Annotated in this window: 23 protein-coding genes; 9 read left to right on the forward strand and 14 right to left on the reverse strand. The window is 31.2% G+C overall.

The window, feature by feature from the left end:
• Positions 1–67 precede the first annotated feature (67 nt).
• Entirely contained in the window at positions 68–1,168 is a 1,101-nt protein-coding gene (locus tag ACXLDF_RS04625; RefSeq protein WP_457557325.1) for an NAD-dependent epimerase/dehydratase family protein, read from the reverse strand.
• 540 nt (positions 1,169–1,708) lie between these two features.
• On the opposite strand from ACXLDF_RS04625, the gene ACXLDF_RS04630 reads away from it, so the two are divergent.
• Entirely contained in the window at positions 1,709–2,980 is a 1,272-nt protein-coding gene (locus ACXLDF_RS04630; RefSeq protein WP_457557326.1) for an aminotransferase class I/II-fold pyridoxal phosphate-dependent enzyme, read from the forward strand.
• A gap of 41 nt (positions 2,981–3,021) precedes the next feature.
• Here ACXLDF_RS04630 and ACXLDF_RS04635 read toward each other — a convergent pair whose 3' ends face one another.
• On the reverse strand, positions 3,022–3,549 hold the full coding sequence (locus tag ACXLDF_RS04635) for a GrpB family protein (RefSeq protein ID WP_457557327.1): 528 nt from the start codon (positions 3,547–3,549) through the stop codon (positions 3,022–3,024).
• Positions 3,550–3,670: 121 nt separating this feature from the next.
• On the opposite strand from ACXLDF_RS04635, the gene ACXLDF_RS04640 reads away from it, so the two are divergent.
• Complete coding sequence (locus tag ACXLDF_RS04640; protein ID WP_457557328.1) at positions 3,671–4,468, forward strand: hypothetical protein; 798 nt, start codon at positions 3,671–3,673, stop codon at positions 4,466–4,468.
• A gap of 91 nt (positions 4,469–4,559) precedes the next feature.
• Here the strand turns inward: ACXLDF_RS04640 and ACXLDF_RS04645 are convergent, their stop codons facing one another.
• A complete protein-coding gene (locus ACXLDF_RS04645) occupies positions 4,560–5,909 on the reverse strand; it encodes an MFS transporter (RefSeq protein ID WP_457557329.1) in 1,350 nt (449 codons plus the stop codon).
• Positions 5,910–6,063: 154 nt separating this feature from the next.
• Between ACXLDF_RS04645 and ACXLDF_RS04650 the strand changes: the two genes are divergently transcribed.
• Positions 6,064–6,738, forward strand: a complete 675-nt coding sequence (locus ACXLDF_RS04650; protein ID WP_457557330.1) for a hypothetical protein — start codon at positions 6,064–6,066, stop codon at positions 6,736–6,738.
• 14 nt (positions 6,739–6,752) lie between these two features.
• Here the strand turns inward: ACXLDF_RS04650 and ACXLDF_RS04655 are convergent, their stop codons facing one another.
• The gene (locus ACXLDF_RS04655) at positions 6,753–7,538 is read right to left on the reverse strand and encodes a GNAT family N-acetyltransferase (protein ID WP_457557331.1); all 786 of its coding nucleotides are present in this window, start codon (positions 7,536–7,538) and stop codon (positions 6,753–6,755) included.
• Positions 7,539–7,765: 227 nt separating this feature from the next.
• Here ACXLDF_RS04655 and ACXLDF_RS04660 point away from each other — a divergent pair, with 227 nt between their 5' ends.
• Complete coding sequence (locus tag ACXLDF_RS04660; RefSeq protein WP_457557332.1) at positions 7,766–8,227, forward strand: ADP-ribosylation factor-like protein; 462 nt, start codon at positions 7,766–7,768, stop codon at positions 8,225–8,227.
• Positions 8,228–8,367: 140 nt separating this feature from the next.
• Here ACXLDF_RS04660 and ACXLDF_RS04665 read toward each other — a convergent pair whose 3' ends face one another.
• The 3 genes from ACXLDF_RS04665 to ACXLDF_RS04675 form a co-directional block, all read right to left on the reverse strand.
• Positions 8,368–8,991 (reverse strand): endonuclease dU, encoded by a 624-nt coding sequence (locus ACXLDF_RS04665; protein WP_457557333.1) that lies wholly within the window; start codon positions 8,989–8,991, stop codon positions 8,368–8,370.
• Between the two features lie 6 nt (positions 8,992–8,997).
• Entirely contained in the window at positions 8,998–9,528 is a 531-nt protein-coding gene (locus ACXLDF_RS04670; RefSeq protein WP_457557334.1) for a ribonuclease III family protein, read from the reverse strand.
• 105 nt (positions 9,529–9,633) lie between these two features.
• Entirely contained in the window at positions 9,634–10,077 is a 444-nt protein-coding gene (locus ACXLDF_RS04675) for an RpoL/Rpb11 RNA polymerase subunit family protein (RefSeq protein WP_457557335.1), read from the reverse strand.
• Positions 10,078–10,154: 77 nt separating this feature from the next.
• Between ACXLDF_RS04675 and ACXLDF_RS04680 the strand changes: the two genes are divergently transcribed.
• Positions 10,155–10,574, forward strand: coding sequence for a zinc-ribbon domain-containing protein (locus ACXLDF_RS04680; RefSeq protein WP_457557336.1), 420 nt, complete (start codon positions 10,155–10,157; stop codon positions 10,572–10,574).
• A 33-nt stretch (positions 10,575–10,607) separates the two neighbouring features.
• On the opposite strand, the gene ACXLDF_RS04685 is transcribed toward ACXLDF_RS04680, so the two are convergent.
• Both ACXLDF_RS04685 and ACXLDF_RS04690 read right to left on the reverse strand, forming a co-directional pair.
• A complete protein-coding gene (locus tag ACXLDF_RS04685) occupies positions 10,608–10,856 on the reverse strand; it encodes a hypothetical protein (RefSeq protein WP_457557337.1) in 249 nt (82 codons plus the stop codon).
• Between the two features lie 144 nt (positions 10,857–11,000).
• Positions 11,001–11,606, reverse strand: a complete 606-nt coding sequence (locus ACXLDF_RS04690; protein WP_457557338.1) for an exosome complex RNA-binding protein Csl4 — start codon at positions 11,604–11,606, stop codon at positions 11,001–11,003.
• A gap of 100 nt (positions 11,607–11,706) precedes the next feature.
• Between ACXLDF_RS04690 and ACXLDF_RS04695 the strand changes: the two genes are divergently transcribed.
• Positions 11,707–12,402 (forward strand): METTL5 family protein, encoded by a 696-nt coding sequence (locus tag ACXLDF_RS04695; RefSeq protein WP_457557339.1) that lies wholly within the window; start codon positions 11,707–11,709, stop codon positions 12,400–12,402.
• A gap of 25 nt (positions 12,403–12,427) precedes the next feature.
• Positions 12,428–13,150, forward strand: coding sequence for a CPBP family intramembrane glutamic endopeptidase (locus tag ACXLDF_RS04700; RefSeq protein WP_457557340.1), 723 nt, complete (start codon positions 12,428–12,430; stop codon positions 13,148–13,150).
• Positions 13,151–13,170: 20 nt separating this feature from the next.
• On the opposite strand, the gene ACXLDF_RS04705 is transcribed toward ACXLDF_RS04700, so the two are convergent.
• The 3 genes from ACXLDF_RS04705 to ACXLDF_RS04715 form a co-directional block, all read right to left on the reverse strand.
• The gene (locus tag ACXLDF_RS04705; protein ID WP_457557341.1) at positions 13,171–13,989 is read right to left on the reverse strand and encodes an alpha/beta fold hydrolase; all 819 of its coding nucleotides are present in this window, start codon (positions 13,987–13,989) and stop codon (positions 13,171–13,173) included.
• A gap of 166 nt (positions 13,990–14,155) precedes the next feature.
• The gene (gene eno / locus ACXLDF_RS04710) at positions 14,156–15,472 is read right to left on the reverse strand and encodes a phosphopyruvate hydratase (RefSeq protein ID WP_457557342.1); all 1,317 of its coding nucleotides are present in this window, start codon (positions 15,470–15,472) and stop codon (positions 14,156–14,158) included.
• A 160-nt stretch (positions 15,473–15,632) separates the two neighbouring features.
• Positions 15,633–17,330, reverse strand: a complete 1,698-nt coding sequence (locus ACXLDF_RS04715; protein ID WP_457557343.1) for an AMP-binding protein — start codon at positions 17,328–17,330, stop codon at positions 15,633–15,635.
• A 117-nt stretch (positions 17,331–17,447) separates the two neighbouring features.
• On the opposite strand from ACXLDF_RS04715, the gene ACXLDF_RS04720 reads away from it, so the two are divergent.
• Complete coding sequence (locus ACXLDF_RS04720) at positions 17,448–18,002, forward strand: YIP1 family protein (protein ID WP_457557344.1); 555 nt, start codon at positions 17,448–17,450, stop codon at positions 18,000–18,002.
• Positions 18,003–18,143: 141 nt separating this feature from the next.
• On the opposite strand, the gene ACXLDF_RS04725 is transcribed toward ACXLDF_RS04720, so the two are convergent.
• A complete protein-coding gene (locus ACXLDF_RS04725) occupies positions 18,144–19,109 on the reverse strand; it encodes a hypothetical protein (protein ID WP_457557345.1) in 966 nt (321 codons plus the stop codon).
• Positions 19,110–19,224: 115 nt separating this feature from the next.
• Between ACXLDF_RS04725 and ACXLDF_RS04730 the strand changes: the two genes are divergently transcribed.
• Complete coding sequence (locus tag ACXLDF_RS04730) at positions 19,225–19,863, forward strand: hypothetical protein (protein WP_457557346.1); 639 nt, start codon at positions 19,225–19,227, stop codon at positions 19,861–19,863.
• A gap of 448 nt (positions 19,864–20,311) precedes the next feature.
• Here the strand turns inward: ACXLDF_RS04730 and ACXLDF_RS04735 are convergent, their stop codons facing one another.
• On the reverse strand, positions 20,312–21,478 hold the full coding sequence (locus tag ACXLDF_RS04735; protein WP_457557347.1) for an ABC transporter permease: 1,167 nt from the start codon (positions 21,476–21,478) through the stop codon (positions 20,312–20,314).
• Position 21,479 lies beyond the last annotated feature (1 nt).

Here is a 21,479-nt window from a genome sequence, read left to right on the forward strand (position 1 = left end):
TAATTAATCAGAATTCAGCGATAGATTGGGATATTATAAAATTTAATTAAGGAAGAAAGCAAAAAAATTACTGTACAATTTGAGATCTTTTTGAAATATTTATAATCTTTGGCTCAGATTTCATAATTTGAGAAGTAAATCTATTAATTTGTTTAAGATACTCTCCAATTGTTTGCAGTTTTCGACGACGAATCCTATTTGACTTTTGTATATCTTTAAAATAAGGAGATCGTCTTAAAATGATGGCTTTTGCAATAGGTCTAAATAACTTTGCAAATACACGAGTAAATCTTGCTTTATTCTTTACTTCTTTGTAATAAGATTCGAGTGTAGTACGCTGATATTGAAGCATTTCTTGAGATTTATGGGTATCCAACCATCCACAATGGAATTTTTCATGAGAAAATGCATCTGCAGGTAAAATATCGTCACCAAGGCCAAAAAGATTCAACATTGTGATTAAATATTCTCCAAAAGTAGTTCGGCATGCATTTCCACCGCCAATGTTAAATATATTTCCCCATACGGCATCATTTTCAATTGTATTGGCTACAGCTAATCCAACATCTTTTGTATCACAAATTTCGATACATGTTTCTAAGGGCATTTCAAACATTAATGGATCCAGATTAAGTTTATTCATTGAAGTAATATAAGTCAAGCGAAATACACACCATTCTAAACCAGAATTACGAACCATTAATTCAGCACGTTTTTTTTGATCACCATACTTATCATTTGGGCTTGGATTAAGCGGATCTGTAGTACGAATCCAAGGATTATCTCGTCGATCCCCATAAACGCTAATGCTAGATGTATACAATATTTTTGGAGGATTTTTTTGAGCTTTTATCGCTTTTAATATATTATTCGTTCCTCCAACATTAACTGCTTCTGCCAATTCAGGCAATTTATCAGCCATTGGTGGGATTATTGCACCAATATGAAAAACATAATCTACATTTTCTATAGCATTCAAAACTTCATCATAATTTCGAAGATCTCCCCAAAAAATATCGACATTATGAGTTTGTGCGAATTGTAGAGCTATTTTCTTATTTCGTTTGGTTGGGAGTTCAAATATTCGAACATGGTATCCTCTTTTCAATAATTCGCTCAAAACACTCATTCCAACATTTCCAAAAGCGCCTGTTAATAAAATTTGCATAATCTTCCTCCATTCATCAAAGTTTTTTTTGATCTATATATTGACAAAAAACAATTCTACATATAACTACATATTGATCAACTTATTTAAATTTATACTTATCAAAAATTTCTAATTTTGAGAATATAGTAAAATGAGCGATAATCTCCAAAAAACAGAAAATTTACAATTTTTGAACAGATGATTACATAATTTTTTGTAAAAGATAAGAAATGGTTAAATTTTTATTATTGGTGTTGTTGCTTTCATTGAGTGATTTTTTTAATAAATATAGAAATTAAAGCTAATCGGCACTTATTCGCACCAATTAACATAATAATATGTAGAGAATCCTAATTTTATTTTAATTGATTTCAAAAATTATCAAATTTGTTCATTTTTTTATTCTAACATAGTGATAATTATATTAATACAGTTTAATTTTACTTTGAATAAGTTCATGAACACTTTTGCCTTAAACTTTAAATTCTTTCCAATCTACTATTATTTAATTAAATCTTTGTTTGATCAAATTTAATGTTTTTAAATGAAGTGATTATATTGACTGAAGTTAAATATAAAACATCAAAATCAGCTGAAGTTAAGAAGCGAGTTGGTAAATTTGAACATTTTCCACCCTCTCCAACAATTAAAATGTCGCGCCTTACTAAAGAAATGGGATTATATCCATACTTCATTCCAAATACTGGAAGAATAGGACCTAGAGTTCATCTCCGTGGTAAAGAAACAATCATGTTAGGTTCAAATAATTATTTAGGATTAGCAGATCATCCTGAAATGATAAAAGCAGCCATTTCTGCAATAGAAAAATATGGAACAGGTTGCACAGGTTCGCGATACCTTAATGGAACATTAGATTTACACTTAGAATTAGAAACTAAATTAGCAAAATTTATGGGAAAAGATGGTGCAATTTGTTACAGCACTGGAATGCAAGCCAATCTTGGAACTATTTCAGGAATAACCAAAAAAGGAGATTGGGTTGTATCAGATGAGAAAAATCATGCAAGTATAATAGACGGTTGCCGTCTTTCATATGCAAACACAAAAGTATACAAACATAATAATATGGAAGATTTAGAACGAGTTTTAAAAACTTTGCCTGAAGAAGGAAATCGTTGGATCATTTCAGATGGAGTTTTCTCAATGGAAGGAAACTTAGCTCAAATCCCCCGTATTATAGAACTTGCTGATCAATATGATGCGAGAGTCATCATCGATGATGCACATGGGGTAGGTTATCTTGGAGATCATGGAGAAGGTTCCCTTGGGCATTTTAAATTAATGGATCGGGTTGATTTAGTTGTTGGTACATTTTCAAAATCGTTTGCTAGTATTGGTGGATTCTGTGTTGGGAATGAAGATTTAATTGAATATATCACACATCATGCACGAAGTCTTATTTATAGCGCTTCTATTCCTCCACCTTCAGCAGCAACAGCCTCAAAAGCAGTTGATATATTCTTACGAGAAGAAGGATTGCGCAAACAAGTTTTGATTAATTCAGCCGCATTTCGTAAAGGAGTAGAAGAAGCAGGATTTTCTACAATCCCACAAGAGACACCCACGCCAATTGTTCCCATAATTATTGGAGATACCATGAAAATGTTGAAATATAATAAAGCTTTAATCGAAGCAGGTGTTTACACAAATCCAGTTGTTCCACCAGCGAGTCCGAAAGCAATGTTACGTACAAGTTTAATGGCAACCCATACACAAAGAGATATTGATGAAGCGGTTGAAATCTTAACTCGTGTGGCAAAAGAATGTAGAGTTTTAAGGCGGAAAAAAACAAAAAAGAAGCAAAATTAATCATATATTCAATTAATTAAAATTACTTTGGAATTGATTTTTCATTCTTTCGTTTTTTTTATATTCTCATAGATCTCTTGGATAATGGGGGATTTTGCAGAGATATAAGCATCTATATCAAATGGATATTTCTTTGCACTTTCAATTTTAACTGCTCCATAACGAGCACTGATACTTGGATGATCTTTTAGATATTCTCGAAAATTAATATGGCGATGTAGTTCTTCTGAATCCTCAGGGCATACATAAAGATGTAATGGTGGAAGCTTTGACTCAATTTCTTTTGAAATTGGCTTAAATGCTTCACGATCATGAATTCCAAAATCTCCTTCGTGAATGAAGCCAAGTTGTTCTAACTTCTCTCGAACTTTAAGAAAATTTTCCCTATGAATCACTATATCAACATCAATAATTGGTTTAGCAGCTAAACCTGGTACAGAAGTGCTACCAACATGCTCTATAGCGAGTGTCAATGATCCTAGGGCTGGAAGAAAATAATTTTTTATCTTTCCAAACCATTCAGGCCAATTTGGATCGTAGGGAACAACAATTACCGATTTTGGACACATAAATTGTAAAATCTTATATCTCATTTAAAATTTAAAAATTGAATTAACTATAAATTTAATATGCGAATAAAGAACCTTATTACCTACCCCACTAATTATGTGCTGAGGTTAAATTTGAATCATGTCAGATCCCAATGCACCATTTTTTAGGCACAAGCGTAATTCCCGCTTCATAGCACAAGAAAATCCCCCATTTTTGGGACAGAAATACACTTATTTTGCCCGTATGAATTTAGCAACCATCACACTTGCTGCAATTCACACACTCATTATTCTTCTTGTTGTTTTGTTACATTTACTCCCTCAAAAAGATACAATATCCGATTTTCCAAGAGTTCTTATTGGAAATCTTATTCCAGTGGCTGTGGGTTCAATTTTAGTTATTTATGATATATTTTATGCATCCAAGAAAATAATGCAAAGGGATCTTGCAAATTATGGTATAGATTTTTTCTTTTTTGGATTATTAGGAACAATATTTGGATATTTTGTCGGTTTTTATTTAATGATAAAGGGTTTATTCGTAATGATTATTGCTTTAACTGATCGTGCTGTTTTTGCCTGGAAGTATAATAAAACATTTCGAGAAATCTTGTATTCATTTGTAAATAAATTTGCCTCTGGCTTAGGTTTTATTATATTAATATTGAAAAATCCCTTCATACAATCAGATCCATGGAATTTAATCTATTATTATCTTGCTTGGGGTGCATTACTCATTGATTTCTTCATTTTACGATATTTAGTGAACCATTATCATGTATCTGAAGTACCAATGTGGATTGCTGTTTTGAAATTAATGTTGGGTGTAACTGCTAGCTCTTACTGGTTATCGGGAATAATCTTAGTTTTCGAAGGATTTTTCATGATTTTGTCTGCTATCTTCCGCTATGAACCACAGCCTTCCAGATATTCATAAATAACGCAATAATCATGTGTAGATTAATTTCTCTTTTTATTATATAGTTCTCTATATTTTCCTTAAGTTCTCAATAATACTCAAAATCACCCTATAGTTCTCTATCTACGGCATTAAATAATGTTAAAAGCGGCAATGAACTGAGAACGTATATTCCTGCGGTAACTAAAAAATTAAGCTGAAAATTATTACCAGATCCTATTAAATATCCACCTACAACTGCCGAAGCGTTCCAAAATAAGCCCCACGCTAAAGCTTCTACTGAATTCCACTTGCCGCGTTTATTTTTTGGAACAATATCCATTAAAATTGATCTACTGAGTGGTTGAGCTGCATTCATCAATGAACCTCGAGCAATAAAAATAATTATCAATAATATTTCAGGAGGATAAAAAGCGATTGCAATTAAACATAGCGTGGCTAAGAATTGCACAGTAAAAATCATTTGAGCTCGTCCTTTTGCGCGCGAATAATGCTGTGCGATTAAACCTAAAATTCCTGTTGTTAAGAAGGTTATTCCCATAATTCCCTGTACAAGAATGGGTTTCATTCCATAAATTTCCATAAAGAAGATAGGAAAGAATTTTACTGTCATACCTGCTCCTAAACCAATTAGAATATTTGAAGATACTAAAATATAAGGAATTGCTTTCTTTTTAATACGAATTGAGGTAAATTTACGTTTCATTATGGAATTGGAATTGATATTTGAAGATTTTGAATTAATAAGCGAATTATTAGAAACATTTAATTTATTCTCTGAATGATCTTGTATTATTTTTTCTCTATTATCAATAGCATCACTTTTTGCACCTAATGATTTGCGATCGCTAAAGAAAAACATCAGAACAAGAGAACCTATGGAAAAAATAATCCCTATACCCATTACTTTCTTCAATATAGGTAAATGCCATTCATCTCCAAAGAAAGAAAATAAAATAATGTTCACCATAGGACCAACCATCATTCCGAATTGTTGTATAAATTGGCGGATGGAATATATTCGAGATCGATTTCCCGAAGGAACAGAATCTGCAAATAAAGACTCTAGTGCAGGTCTAGTTACTCCTTGATATAACCCCCAAAATAATAAGGCGATGATAACTAATTGTAAATTATCTGCAAAAAATAAAATAATCATTCCAATAATTCCTATACCTCCTGCAATGAATAACATCCAATCTCTTCGGAATCGATCAGCTAAAGCACCTGCAGGAAAAACGACAATTGTCATCATTATTCCCGTTGCTCCTGATGTCCAACCTAATAATTCATTTGAATTCCCTGCAATAATATAAATATAACTAGAGAGAACATTTCCCATCCATATACCTCGACCAATAGATTGAAATAATGTGAATAATAATACAATTTTAACGTTGTAATTCAGATTATTCCATATCTTTTTTGGTCGACTTTTTTTCAATTGTGTTAATAACATTTTTTTGCAGCAAGTGCGGAAAATTTAATTTTATAATTAAATGTTAGGAAAATAAAAATGAAAAAATACCTATTTCAGCTAAACAAGAAGATCCTTTTTATTCAGAGCCGATTTGAAAAAGATAAGAGCAAATTTTTTCCACTGAGTGAAAATAATGTTTGAAAATGAACGTAAAGAATCTGAAGCCTTCTTCAATTATTTCTTAGATAAATTTAATGAAGAAGTAGGATTGTTGTTAGCATTTTATGATGACGATGAGTTTGAAATCGATTTAATTGTAGGTATGGATACAGAAACAATATATGGATTGAATATTCTACAATATATCTCTAGTGAAAAGGGATATGAAGAATTCGGAAACCAAGATGATGAAAATAGTGATCATGTTGAAAAAGATGATGATGAAGAATATAATAGTGATGAAGAGAAAGAAGATGATGAAGAAGAAGATGATAGTGATGAAGATGAAGATGATGAAGAAGATGAAGGAAATGATGTTATTGAAGAAATTCAATATATGTTTGTAAAAATGGAAATTTCCCCTTCTAATTTAGAAGGAAAACCCTATTTCCAAATTGATCTGGCTGAAACATCCAAAGAACAAGAGGAAAAACAATCAGCGGAAGATAATGATAATCTCAATAGTATACCACAATTTGAAGAAAATGCACTTCGCTTGATAATTTATGCAAAACCAACAAATGGTTTTGAAGATGAAGATATTACTGATCTTCCTGGAGAAAATGTTCGATTAACTGGAGCTGTAATGATCAAGGGTAATGATAAAGAAAGCTTAGTAGTCTTTTGTGAAGATCCTTCTATTGGTTAAAAAAAAAGGTTTCATTATTTTAATTTCATAACCAGATATTCGTACTTGGGACGGTATCCAACTTTTTTATATATTTTTACAGCCGGTGTATTCTTCACTCTTACGTGAATTAAAATTTTATTTGTTTTTTCTACTAAATACTTAACTCCACTTGAAACGATGGAAGTAGCATAACCTTGATTTCGAAATTGTGGATCTGTGCCAACAACACTTATTATTCCCATTTTTTCATCAATCCATAATCCTGCCAGAGAAATTATCTGTTCATTTTTTCTAATTGCTAAATAAGGATGCGCATTATCCATAATTATATCAGTTGCTTGGTATTTACCCCAGAATTTTGGATCTACTTTCCGTAAAAATCCTGCGATTATTTCTTCACTTCCACTAGGCAGGATTTCATACGAATATTGCTCAAATAGCTGTTCATCTCCTTTTTCTAAAATCATACGATACGTGTGAAATTTATTTTTATAATGTGTAAACTTTTCTTCCAAAAGAGGTTTGTGAATAAGAGTTCCGGTAATTTCTTTAATAGAAATAGATTGTTTATCTAAAAACTGGAGAAATGTTATTGCTCCTTCTAAAGACCCACGTATTTGAATCGTTTGATTACGCCATATAATATAAAGCCCATAAATATTATTTTGTTGATCAATTGCAACAAATAATTGCGTGTTTTCTGGGTATTGCTCAAAATCGAGAATAAAAAAAAAGAATTCATCTTCTCGTCCGTTTACATAATTATTAAATAGATCTTCATTTTCTTTAGTAATTTGAATGATTCTTAGATTTTCCATATGAAATTTCATAGTTTTTTCTTTTATTTATTTTTAACTATTGGAAATTAGTAAAAATCTCATCATAGATAGAAAACGGATTAAAAATTTGATTGAATTTTAAAAAATAATAACACTTGTGATCTCATCGACATATTATCAACATATCAAACTTGTGTTATCTCGTTTGAATAAGGATGTTCATCATTTTCTTCATAACACTAAAATATTGATACCAGTGAAACACTATGAACGCATTTAAAGCTGTTTTGATTGGAGAATCTAACGTCGGAAAGACAACATTAACGAAGCTTTTAAAAAGTGAACATCCTTTAGATGAACGAAAACCAACTGTTGGAGTTGAAATCTCCAAAGTTCCGACTGCATTGGGAAATATGTGCGTATGGGACCTGGCTGGCCAGAAACGGTTCCAATTTTTGTGGGACGAGTTCATTCGAGGCTCCAAACTTACAATTTTGGTGACAGATTCTTCTGCTCGAAATGTCATGCTAACTAAAGATTTAATTGAGCGACATTTGAATAAAGGAGCTTCAAAAATTATTGCTATTGCAAATAAGCAAGATTTGGAAGATCGAATGGATCCCACTGCAATTGAAGCCGCATTGGGAGTACCTACTTATGGAATGGTTGGAATAAATCAACAAAACGAAAATAAACTCCGAAAAATTATCGAACGTCATTTAAAATAAATAAAGATAATTGATTAAATAGTTGATTGAAAACACTATAAAGTAAATTTTTTTTATTTATGTTTTTCTGAATCAAGAATTGAATTATTCTACAAATGTTTATTGTCTTTCAGTGTAGATTCATTTTTTCGATTTTTCAATTAAATATTCATTCTTGATCTAGATGCAATCAAATGAGCCAATCTCAATGGTTCAGGAACTGCAGAAAAGTGGGTGAGAAAATTCAAAAGATCTATAACTTCTTCTTTTGATATACCGATAGGGTGAAAACAGAGTTTTTTCTTGATTGTAGGAGAAATATTTACTGAGACTTCGATTTTTTCTAACGGAGGTAAATTTTTTAAAATCGAAAGATCTTCTTTTCGATCAGGAAATATATTCTCGAATACTTCAGCGATTATATGGGTAGGAGGATTGCTTGGAATTAATAAAACAGGGATTTGACTCATTTCATGGATTATAAATGGATCAGGGATATTAAAACCAGCAACTGTAGGAGAGTCTATTAAAATGATTTGAATTTCATTTCGAAAGGGATTCTGTTCAAAAATGGATAGCATTTGAGTGGTTGCATCATCTCCATCCACAGTTATTCGTGAATTAGAAACATGCATCAGTTGCAATCCTTTAGTAACTACCCCAATCAGATCTGTTCTATGGAGTTTTGCTGATTTTTGGTTTACTTCATTTTTTCGATAGCGTAAAAGATCTGTTTTTTCATGTTTACCATCATCAAATGCTAAAATGCAGCTTTTTCGCTTCACACGTAATCAAGATTCCCATCTATATTTATATTCAAGGTATTCTTTAATCTTTTCGAGCAATTTTGTGAAACCTTCAATAGCTGCCTGAGTTTCTTCAACTTGCTCATACAGATTATAATTTTTTAGAGAATTATATAGTTGAGTTGCCATTTTTTCCAAATTCCAACCTTCCGCACAGAAAACATATCCAATAAATGCTTCTGCACTATCTGCCATGGCATGGGCATCAGAGCGTGTTTTTGCAAAAGGTTTCATTTGTGCGTTCTTTAATGCATGAGATAAAACAGTTCGGTTTACTTTTCGTTGAGTAAATTGATGAATTACAGCAGATTTTGCCATTGAATAAATTGTATTGGTAATTGCATCTCCAAATTTTGCTAATTGTTTATTTATACCTATATCTTTGAAACCTTTTATTCCCATATCATGAATTAAAGCAGCTAATTTCCCTTTGAGAGAAAATTGTCCGTTTATTTCTTCTTTTAATTCTTCGTTTATTTTATTAATATCTTCCTTTATATCAGGCATCTGATTCATGTATAAAAACAAAAACGAAATGAAAAAATTTTGGATATAATGTAATTTGAATAAAATATATTGTAAATACAAAAAATAAAGGTTAATGAAAAAACTTATTCGCACTTATAATTTCATGGCAGCAACGGCATTTTTCATGCCTTTCCATTCAGTTTTCATCTTAACTAATGCTTCTTTCAATATTGTTTTAATATCTCGTGAGGGATCAATCCGAATATATAATTTAGCAGGATCTAAACTTGTTAGTTTATATGCAGCAAATTCAACACCTGCACATTTTAGCACTTTAGAGACTAAATAGTTCATAAATCCATGAGATTGATGTTCTACTGTGACATAATATTCAAATTTACTTTCTTGCTCAATATAAAGTTTTAAGTATTTGTAATCTTGTTGGGAAATCTCTTCTTCCAATTGTGATGAGAGCATTTCGGCTAATTCATCTTTGGATTTCTCTGAAGGAATATCTGAATCTAAATCTGAGTCAATATCTTCCCCTAAAAATTCTTCGTCTAATTCTTCATCAATCGACTTTTTTTTTCCTACCATGAATTTGTGACACCAACAATTCAAAAAAGGAACCATTTCAAAAAAAATTTTTGAATAAAAAATAATTATAAAATACTATGTCATTTTCGCGATTTCCAAATCAAAATTCAACTGCAAGGAAATCTCCTAAAGTAAATGTGGGAATAATAATGCTTGTAATAGGAATTCTAATGTTTTTTAGCAGCGTTTTAATTCCTGTATTTACTCGTAATGTATTCTTAATTTTTCCTTTCTTTATTCTAGCTTTTATTTTATTAGTAATTGGGATGATACTTCTATCATTTGGTCGATTTAAGCAGTTCTCATCTTTTTCGAAGAGTGAATTGCCAACTAAATATGATCCTGCTTATGAAAATAATTTAAATGTCAATCCTACACAGAATAGAGATTTCTCAAATAATTTTGATTCAAAAGTAGAATCAATTTGTTCTTATTGTGGAGAATCCAATCAAATAGGCGCAAAATTTTGTAAAAATTGTAATTCTCCTTTAAAATGAAAAAAAAAGCACCAATTTAAAAAAAAGATTTATCTATTTTAGTTCGGTGCGAATAAGTTCTTCTTCATCTTCACGCAAAGCATCACGTATTTGATGTTCATATAATTGAATCTTATCCCGAGGACCAGCTACAATTAATTTTAAACCAACGTCGTGAGTATAATCAATAGTTAAACGTAATCCAACATTATCTGCCCGTTTCTGGGCATATTTTATAATATCCTCTAATTCATCTATGTTAGAAATTTGTAATAATATTGTTTTCTTTCCTGTTCGAGCCATTTTGTTCATTCCTGAGTGTTATTTTTTAGATACAATATAATTCATTATTATTTTACAATACTCCATCTATTTATTAAGATTATATCTGATTTTAGTCTGCTTAATTTAAAAGAAAAAGAAAAAATTAATGAAATTGCTGATTTTTTAGAAATGTAAAATCTCTTCAATGTCTCCATAATCATTTGCCATCATTTTTCTCTGGACATTGCTGCAAAATGGACAAATTACTTGAGTTTTTCCTTTTCTCTGCATCTCATGACCGCAATACTTGCAAAACGCTTTAATAACACCTAAAGAAGAATCTACGGTTGAAATTTGAAATTCTTTTCCTTCTTGTCGCACAATTTTAGCACGAACAATGTCATTTTTATCAAAAATGTTGTCCAATTTATCTACATAGGATTTTGAAACATTTGAGACATGGATATTTCCAATTAAACCCATATCTACAACAACCAAATTATTAATTGTATTTATTTTTGTACCCACAGAGTTTTTTCGAATAGAGTAAACAACACCAGTTACTATATCACCTGGTTGAGGGATTTTTTGGCGTTCTGTATAACTTCCTTCAATGAATATTTGTCGGTTTTTTTTATCAACTGTAAGATAACCTGCTATTGCAGCGTAGATTTTTCCATTTTCGGTGTAAGTGGTGGAAGGATCTCCTAAATATTCTTCAGTAAAACCCAGTTCATCGCCAATATACACAAATTGTTTCTGATTTTCTTGATTTTTGGGTGGATTCATAAGCCCTTCACTATACATTTTCAATTTTTCTTAAATCGCATAGTTAATGAATGAACGATTCTTTTTTTACTTTACAATTTAGCGGGAATTCTCAGAATATATGATGTATTTGAAAAAATCTGAATTGATCAATATTATTCAAAGTTTAGAAACTTTTGAATCACCCAAGTTGCAATATGAGCAGTATTTTACTGATGCAGTAGCAACAGCAGACATCTTCTTTCACATCGCCTTTGAACAGAATGATCTTCAAGATAAGATCGTTTTAGATTTGGGATGCGGCGGAGGAAATTTGACAATAGCAGCTGCCCTACTTGGAGCACGTAAAGTTATAGGAATTGATATTGATCCAGAAGCTTTGGAAATTTGTAGAAGAAATATATATTCTTTGCAATTAGAACAGAAAATTACTCTGATTCAAGGTGATATTAAAACTATGGATTTACAAAGTGTAATTTTTAATCATCTAAAACAACCAATTGAACAATTAAGGCCAATTATTGTGGTGTCAAATCCTCCTTTTGGGGTGAAAAAGCGGGGTTCAGATTTGGCATTTATCAAAAAATCTATAACTGTCGCAGATATTATATATTCACTTCATCTAAGCCATCCTAAAAACCAAGAATTTCTATCCAAGAAGATTTTACAATTAGGAGGGACAGTTGATCGAATTTTTCCATTAAAGCTTGTGCTGAAACGTTCATATAGTTTTCATAAAAAGAAACGAAAATTTATTCAAGCTGATCTTTACAGAATACTATGTCCTACTTACAAAAAGAGATTTTATTCCCATTAAAGAACATTTAAATGAGTTAATCAATATGAACGCTGAAGAACAAGAGATATACATCCAGATCTCAGAAAATATGAAAAATAAACTATTAGAATGGGGAAAAATAACAGGATGGTGGATTTTGAACCTTATTCTTTATCAAGGTTCTGGATTTTTACTCTTTTCCTATTTTTTTATAACAGAAAATCCTGTATTAATAATATTATTAACAGGATTTTTAAGTATTTCAGTAAATTTCGGTCTTTTTTGGCTTCTTGGAGTAAAATCAAAGCGATTTTCGTGGGAATCCTTTTTCCAACCTGTGAAAAAATCACAATTCATTATAATTTTTTGGATAATTTTCACGACAATTGTGTTATTTTTTGCTAGAATTTTTATAGGTTGGATTTTGAGTCTTTTCCTTCAATCAACTCCGAATAATCGAATTCTCCAACTTCTTAAAGATGATAAGTTTTTCTGGTTGATTTTTTTTCTTGTTGCAATTATTGGGCCTGTAGTTGAAGAATTTTTCTATAGAGGATTAATATTTAAAGCATTACGGAAAATTTTTGCACCGCAATGGGCAATTATTCTTAGTTCTTTGTTATTTGCAATCTCGCATTTAAATATCATCCAAGGAATTTTGGCATTTATTTTGGCAATATTCTTAGCGATTTTTTATGAAAAAAGCGAGAATTTAATGATTCCCATCATTATGCATATATTGAACAACACGCTCAGCCTTTTACTAACATACTTCCTTATAAAGTAAAATAAATCATTTTTTCTATATTATTTTATTCTATTTAGCCATTCTATTACTAACTTTTCAAAGATTTCTTGCTGTTCAACTTGTGCATAGTGACCTGCTTTATCTAATATTGCTACAGATGCTCGAGAAAAATTGGCCGAAAATTCAAGAGCGTCTTGATATCCGACAATATCATCTTGGCGTCCTAATATAAATAAGGTAGGAAAAGAAAAAGGATCAGATATATCAAGTATATTCCAAGAAAATCCATAAGCTTTTTGCTGGATCTGATTTAGTAATTCCATATTTGCACAAGCCATTGCATCTGGAATCTCTTGTTGATAACGGGTACAAACACTCTCATTTTCTATAACTAAAATTGAATCGTATTCTTCTTGCAATTTTGGTGAAAGTTTTGAGGAGAAATCAATATCTCGCTCCAATACTGTGCGTTTGGGAAGATGACGTTTTGAAAAATCGGCAATAATCATCGGACAAATAAGTAATAATCCTAAAATGCGATTTCGAAGTCTGGAAACAACACCACCAGCAATATAACCTCCATAACTTTCTCCCACAACAATAAATGATTCACTATGAATGATTTCTGAAATAAAATCAAGAGTTAATTGGAGAATATCATCTGTAGATTTAATCCATGATGCAGAAGTAGATTTTCCCATAGCCGGAAAGTCAAAATATATTCTTTTATATTTTGTATTCAAGTTTTCATCAAATATTGGCTCCATGCAACCCAACATAATCCTATGATCTAATGGAAATCCATGTAAGATTAAAATAGGAATCCCGTTTCCATGAATTTCGTAATAAATATCTACCCCTTTAATATTAAGATACATAAAAATTCCTCAAAGATTGCTAAGTTGTTGATTTTTTAGAGATAAAAATATTTCTAATGGAATTATTGGCATAATAAAGAAAATGAATGAATTTGAATGAAATAAAAAAGAAACAATAAAAAATTTCATCTTAAAAATTTTATAAGTATGAATTCTAATTTATAATTTATTGAAATTCTTTAAATTCTGCATATTCTTTAGGATAAAAGGCTTTTTCACCCAATTCTTCTTCAATACGGATTAATTGATTGTATTTAGAAAGTCGATCTGCACGACATGGTGCACCTGATTTAATTTGGCCTGTGCACAGACCAACCACAATATCTGCTATTGTATTATCACAAGTTTCACCCGATCTATGAGATACCATGACAGTATAGCCATTCTTAAAGGTTAACTTGGCTGCATCAATTGCTTCTGTTATTGTTCCTATTTGATTAATTTTAAGAAGCAGTGAAGATATTGCATTCATATCAATTGCTTTTTGTAATCGCTGTACATTTGTTACTGTTAAATCATCACCAATAATTTGACATCTATCTCCAATCTTCGCTTTAAGTGCAGCAAATTCAGTCCATCCTTCCTCATCAAATGGATCTTCCATTGATTTAATTGGATATTCATTAATAATTTTTACCCAATAATCGACTAATTCACTGGGTTTAAGAGTTTTACCATCAATATAGTAAACTTGTTTTTCTTTATCAAAGAATTCTGAAGCGGCGGGATCCATTGCTAAAACAATATCGCTACCAGGATTATAACCTGCCTTCTTTATTGATTCCATAATGATATCTAGTGCTTCACGAGTAGTGGTTAATGCAGGTGCAAAACCACCTTCATCACCAACATTTACAGAAGTTGCACCGTATTTTTCTTTAATTACTTTCTTCATTGTATGATAAACTTCTGCAGTCATTCGTATTGCTTCACGGAAATTAGGCGCACCAATAGCTTGAATCATAAATTCTTGAGGTGCTAAATCTCCACCTGCATGTTTCCCTCCGTTAAGTACGTTTGAAGATGGAATTGGCATAAGATATCTTTCAGCAGTTCTACCTTCATGAGCTAATTCATAAACATACTGGTAAAGCGGTTTATCTTGAATCTTAGCTGCTGCTTTCATAGCACACATGGATACTGCTAAAATTGCATTTGCTCCAAAGTTTCCTTTATTTGGTGTACCATCAGCATTGATCATTGCTTGATCGATAGCTTTTTGATTGGAACAATCCATTCCAATCACAATTTTGCATATTTTTGAATTTATATTTTCGACTGCTTTTAACACACCTTTGCCGCCGAATTTGGAGGGATCGTTGTCGCGTAATTCAACAGCTTCTGCCTCACCCGTAGATGCTCCTGAAGGAACTGCAGCGCGCACAAAAACATTGTCGCCCGCCCACATATCACATTCAACCGTTGGATTACCTCGTGAATCAAGAATCCATCGGGCGTGAATTTTTTTAATTTCGAAATTCATTATTAGCTCACCTCAATTTCGATAATATAGTAGTGGTTGCTTCCATAAAGGTTTAACAGAATATGTAACTTTTTAGAAAACTTTACCATTTCTTAAATTTCTAAAAATTATGCTATAAACAGGAAAATAACAAAAAAAATTAATAGAAAAGAAAAATCCATTATTGTTTCTTCTTCTTTTTCTCTTTTACAGCAGTTGGAACTAATTTTGGTCCCAATGTTCCTTCTTCTTTCATTTTCTTAAGTGTGTCACGCAGTTTATATTTCTGTACTTTTCCACGCCCACTTAATGGCAGTGCAATATCAAATCTGACATACCTAGGAACACTTGGGCTGTTAATTGTTCCGTAACAATAATCAACAACATCTTGTTCAGTTAAGGTAGATTCTTCTGGTTTTCGGATAATGGCAGCCACCAATTCCCCATATTCTTCATCAGGAACACCAACTACCGCCACTTCCAAAATGTCTTCATGTTGTATTAAGAAATCTTCCACGACTTTGGGATAAACATTAAAGCCACCATAAATGATCATATCCTTTTTACGTCCAACAATTTTATAGTACCCATTTTCATCCACTGTGGCTAAATCTCCAGTATGCAGGTATCCTTTCTCATCAATTGGTTGGAAATCAGATTTATAGTACCCTTTCATTACATTGTATCCTTTAACTACAAGTTCACCTGATTCACCAATAGGAACTTCGTTATTTTCATCATCAACAATACGTACATCAATATCTGGAATCGCTTTACCAACTGAATTTACCCGATATTCAAATGGATCATCAGGTTGTGTCAATGTAATGATTGGGCTGGCTTCAGTCAATCCATATCCGATAACAATATCTTGCATATGCATTATATCCATGATTCCCCTTAATGTGTCTGGTGGACATGGGGCACCGGCAATTATTCCTGTACGAAGATGAGAAACATCTACTTCTGGATGTGCTTGCAAATATCTAATGTAACGGATGAAATGAGTAGGGGTACCGTGTGCGACAGTTACTTTCTCATTCATTACTTTTGTCATTGCAATAGATGGTGTTTGATCGAGCAAAGGAATCATAGAAGAACCTGTAAGTGTTGCTGTTGTTATTCCAAGTGTGTTACCAAAACAATGACTAAATGGCACAGGAATTAAATATTTATCTTCAGGACCACATCGCATTACATTTGCAGTATCCACGGTGTTACGGAGAATATTATAATGAGTTAATTGAGCTCCTTTAGGTTTACCTGTAGTTCCACTTGTATATAAAATAAAGGTTACTTCATCTTTATTAATCGAGTCTTGAATGTTTTGGACTTCTTGGATATTTTCAGGAGAAAGTTCAACATCCATAACCGATTTCATTGAAACCACCCCTTGCATAGATGTATTGATCGTTTCAGGATTATCCATTAAAACGATATATTTTAAATTAGGAAGTTCATCTTTAAAACCCTCAATCATGGGAATGTAATCAGATGTGCATATCAAGCCTGCAGCTTCACTATGTTTAAGAATATATTCTGCTTCAAAAGGCTGATACCAAGAATCCATGGGAATTAAAGTCACTCCAATTTTAGGGAGGGCATACCACGCCACCATCCATTCATATATATTTTTTGCCCAAACTCCTGCTTTATCTCCTTTTTTTAATCCCATTTTATGCAAACCAATGGCAAACTTCATTATATCTTCATGAAATTCCGTCCATGTTTTGCGTACATCGTCAAATATTGCAGCTTCTACATCAGGATACAATTCAGCTACAATATCAATTAATTTCCCGATGGTCAGATTTTTTTCTAACTCGTCTAAAATGCGTTTATTAATTGCCATAAAATTTTCAACCCACAATTGTCCCATAAATCAATTTATGGAACCTTTGTTCTGAGTTATTTCAAACAAAATAAAAATATTGTTGTTTCTTTATGTATAAAAAAAAAGAAAAAAATAATTAAGCTAATTAACAAATTATAAATTATGACTTTTTTAACAATGATTTTAGCTGGATTAAAATTTAATCAGAAAGAACTTGGAGATGTCAGTAAAAATGAAAAGGATACCATACCTGCTTTTATAATGATTCTTTTATATGCTCTTATAGAATCAACAATTGCTTTTTTCAAAGGTAATCCAGGATCAAGTGGTATTTCAGGTTTAGGATTAACAGGATTTTCGGCAGCTTTTGCAGGTTTAGGTAGTTCTTTAATTGGAACCTTTGTATATGCAGCAATTCTTGCATTAATTTTTCGATTGTTTAAAGTGAAGCCTTCTTTTAATGGAACTTTGAGAGTATGGGGTGCAGTTGTAATTTGGTCAATTATTGGTGATTTAATTGGTTTATTTCTTCCAGAAAACCTTTCAATGCTGACATTAATATTTTGGTTGCTTTTCAATATCGCCTTGATGATTGGGATGGTAGGATATACAGAAGCTAAATATTGGCAATCGTTCCTAAGTATTGTTATTGGTTTTATGATCATTTTTGGATTTTTGATACTTTATGGTACGATTTTAAAGCTTTTTATTCCATAACGTTTTTTTTATTCTTTTCTTTTTTCAACTTTACTCTCTTATGTAGAGTGGTGTTATTAATTTTCATAAAATAATGATGAATTTTGAAATTTTAAAATCAATTTGATCAAAATTTGATCAAACACCTTAAAAAGATAGAGATTATGCAAGATTTGTATCAGAATAAATATAATCAATATCAATTTTGCCAAGACGGAAATCTTTAGCACAGTGATTTAGGGCATTCCACCATGAAATTCCAAAGCGATCTACGATAACATCTTTCATGGAATCAATAATCTGAGGATAACCAAGTTGTTTTTTCAAATTGCGATCTTTGCTTAGGCATTCTACTTCACCAAATGTAAAATCATCAAAATCTTTCATGAATGCAATAGTTCCATCTTGCGGTCTTAAATCTAAGGGAAATGTGGTGCAAATATTGAATTTCTCTTTAATCCAGTTCTGATTATATTCAATGTAATACTTATGAAGCGCACACATTCCATTATTCATTAGAAAAATGCAATGATTGCGTGGAGGTAGACTAAATTCATCATCAATTTCATCATCTTCTTCGTTATCATCATCAATTTCATCATCTTCTTCGTTATCATCATCGATTTTACAATCTTCTTCGTTATCATCATCGATTTCACCATCTTCTTCATTGCCATCATCGATTTCACCATCTTCTTCATTGTCATCATCGATTTCACCATCTTCTTCATTGTCATCATCATTTTCATCAAAATTCCATTCATCAGGTGAACACCTAATTTTATAGAGATTCTCATCCCGATCATAATCATTAGGCAAATAAATTTGATTATTGTTTATATTAAGCAGATTTTTGGCATCTTCTTGAAGATCTGGAAGAATTTTCGGCAGTAATTCCTCAGCGCGTTTAATTTCTTCCATTGAAACATAACAACCTGTATAGCAACATAATCGCGAACACATTATTTGCATACCATCCACTTCAATTTCCTTTGGTTTACAGCGAAATAGATAATCCAATATCTTTATTTCTACATCTACCTCCTTATTCGATGGAGATCCAATAATCAACCAATTTTTACTATCTGATGGTTTAATATAATAATATTTGGATTTAATGATAACCATAGTTCTTAGCGTAAATTAACGCCAGATCTTATTTGAATCCGATGATTTTTCGTTTTTAGGTAAAAAAAGGAAAAATTAAAAAATTCCTTCAAATTATGAGATTGACGAAGATTTCATGAAAAAAATTATACCAATTACAACTTATTTAAGCGGGTTAATTATATTCCTCTTCATTTTCAATATCTTTGCACCTTTAGAATCAACAGAATTATCACAAATTGAAATTGATCCTGTTGTAATTGTATTGATTCGATTTTTCTCAAGTTTTTGTTATTCTTCAAGTATAAATCAATATTGGATAATGATGGTTGCTTCATTGTTCCTATCGATTGTAATTCTTATCAGTTTAGGGCTATTTGAGATAAGAACTAAGAATTTTAAGTTAGTGAAAAGCACATTTTTTGTAATTCTTGGAATACATTCGTTATTTCCATATTTTTATTGGGTTTTGGTGCGAAATACAATTGAAAAACTACAATTACAAAATGATTTGATCCTTGATAACTTTTTAAGTTACACTCTACTTCATATTTGCTTGGAGTTTGGAATAGGTGGAATAATTGTATTTTCTATCAAATTTCTTCAAAAAAAATATCGAAAAAAGCAAGAACATATACAATTCATTACAGTTTACCAATGCCCTCGTTGTAAAACAGATTATTACTCAAAAGTTTATTACTGTTCTCGGTGTCATATTGAGATTGAAGTTTTATCTAAGAAAGTTTCCGCCAAAAGAAGTGATTCTGAGGAATAATACCAATTAATACATGAGAAAAAGCACTAATATAAAAAAACATCTGTTCTTAACAAGGAGATTAAAGAACAAGAAACCAATATCTTTAAATATTCGAATTTTCCAAATATGTAACGCTGAAGCAAGGTAGGTACAACAGATATTTTAGATTAGAAGTTATGAAATATTGAACAGTTGTATATGTATATTTAGCTTTAGATATTGTGGGGAGGTTCTTGGGGGATTCTTACCTCGGGGAAAATTGTCTATTATTAGAATAAAAAGAATCCCTTTCTTTTTTTTCAACTTTTTATTTTTATTTTTCTTATTTTCCTTATTTCTATTGTGAAAAGCATCATCAAATAGAAATGAAGTTATTATATAATAGGAAAAAATAATTGAAATAGATGAAAAAAATTCAATTTATATGAAAAAAATTATATAAAATTGGTGTGATGGTCTTTTAATTCTATTTCTTAACTCTAAAGAAAATTATTGCTAAAATCAATTGAATTATTGTAATTCCTGAAAGAATTGCTAGATCATCCCAGAATTTAAGAATACCAAATCCATTAACCATAATAGCTTTACTAATCCTTATGGAATATGTCATTGGGATGATATATGACAAATATTGGAAGAATTTGGGAAATGAGATCAAAGGAAACAGAAATCCAGAAAAGAACATACTTGGAGTTAAAATTAAAGGAATAAACTGAAATGCTTGCAGTTCATTTTCAGCGAAAGCTGAAGCCAAAATTCCCAAACACACGGATGAAATTGCATATAGGAACAAAATCGCAAAAAGTAGGACAAGATTTCCGACTATACTCAAATTGAAAATTAAAACACATATTCCCAATAATAATGCACTTTGAATTAAAGCAATTAATGAATTTCCAAGTAGATAACCCATAATTAAATCACTTTTTGATGCTGGAGATATTAACACACGATGAATAGTTCCACTTAATCGTTCTTTAGTAAATCCACCAGTAACTGTTAGGATCATAAATAGCAACAGTGCAAAACTTAGAATTCCAGGTGCCATTGTATCAATAGGACGAAGGTCTTCATTTCCTGCAACAAAAGTAAAATTCAATTGAAGTTTTCCAGCATTAGAATATTGATTTTTAGCAATTTCACCAATCATTTCGGCACAAATAGAAAATATAGACGAAGTAACAATTGTTTCACTGCCATCAATATAGAGATCGATGAACATATTAGAAGTAGAATTGATCAAATTCTCCGAAAAATTCTCTGGAAACACAATTAAAGCATAATATTTTTTTGCACCATAAATTTCACTTATTAAACTATCAACAGAGACAGTACTTGTGTTTTCAAGAGAAACATCCATTCTTTCATCGTTTTCCAAGAAATCTATCGCAATATCTGAAAATTGGGTATCATTAATACCTAAAATCGGGATTCCAGATTGCCCTTGATCATAATTTAACACCATCACTGGAATATGTTGAATTGGTTGACCAAATCCATATCCAAATAGCACCATTAACAGTATAGGCATTCCAATTAAAAGGCCAACTGTACGTTTATCTCTTAGCAAAATTTGTAGATTTTTCTGTGCAATTGCGACAATTATTTTAAAATGAAGTTTATTTTTATTCATT

It is taken from the genome of Candidatus Harpocratesius sp., assembly GCF_054039255.1.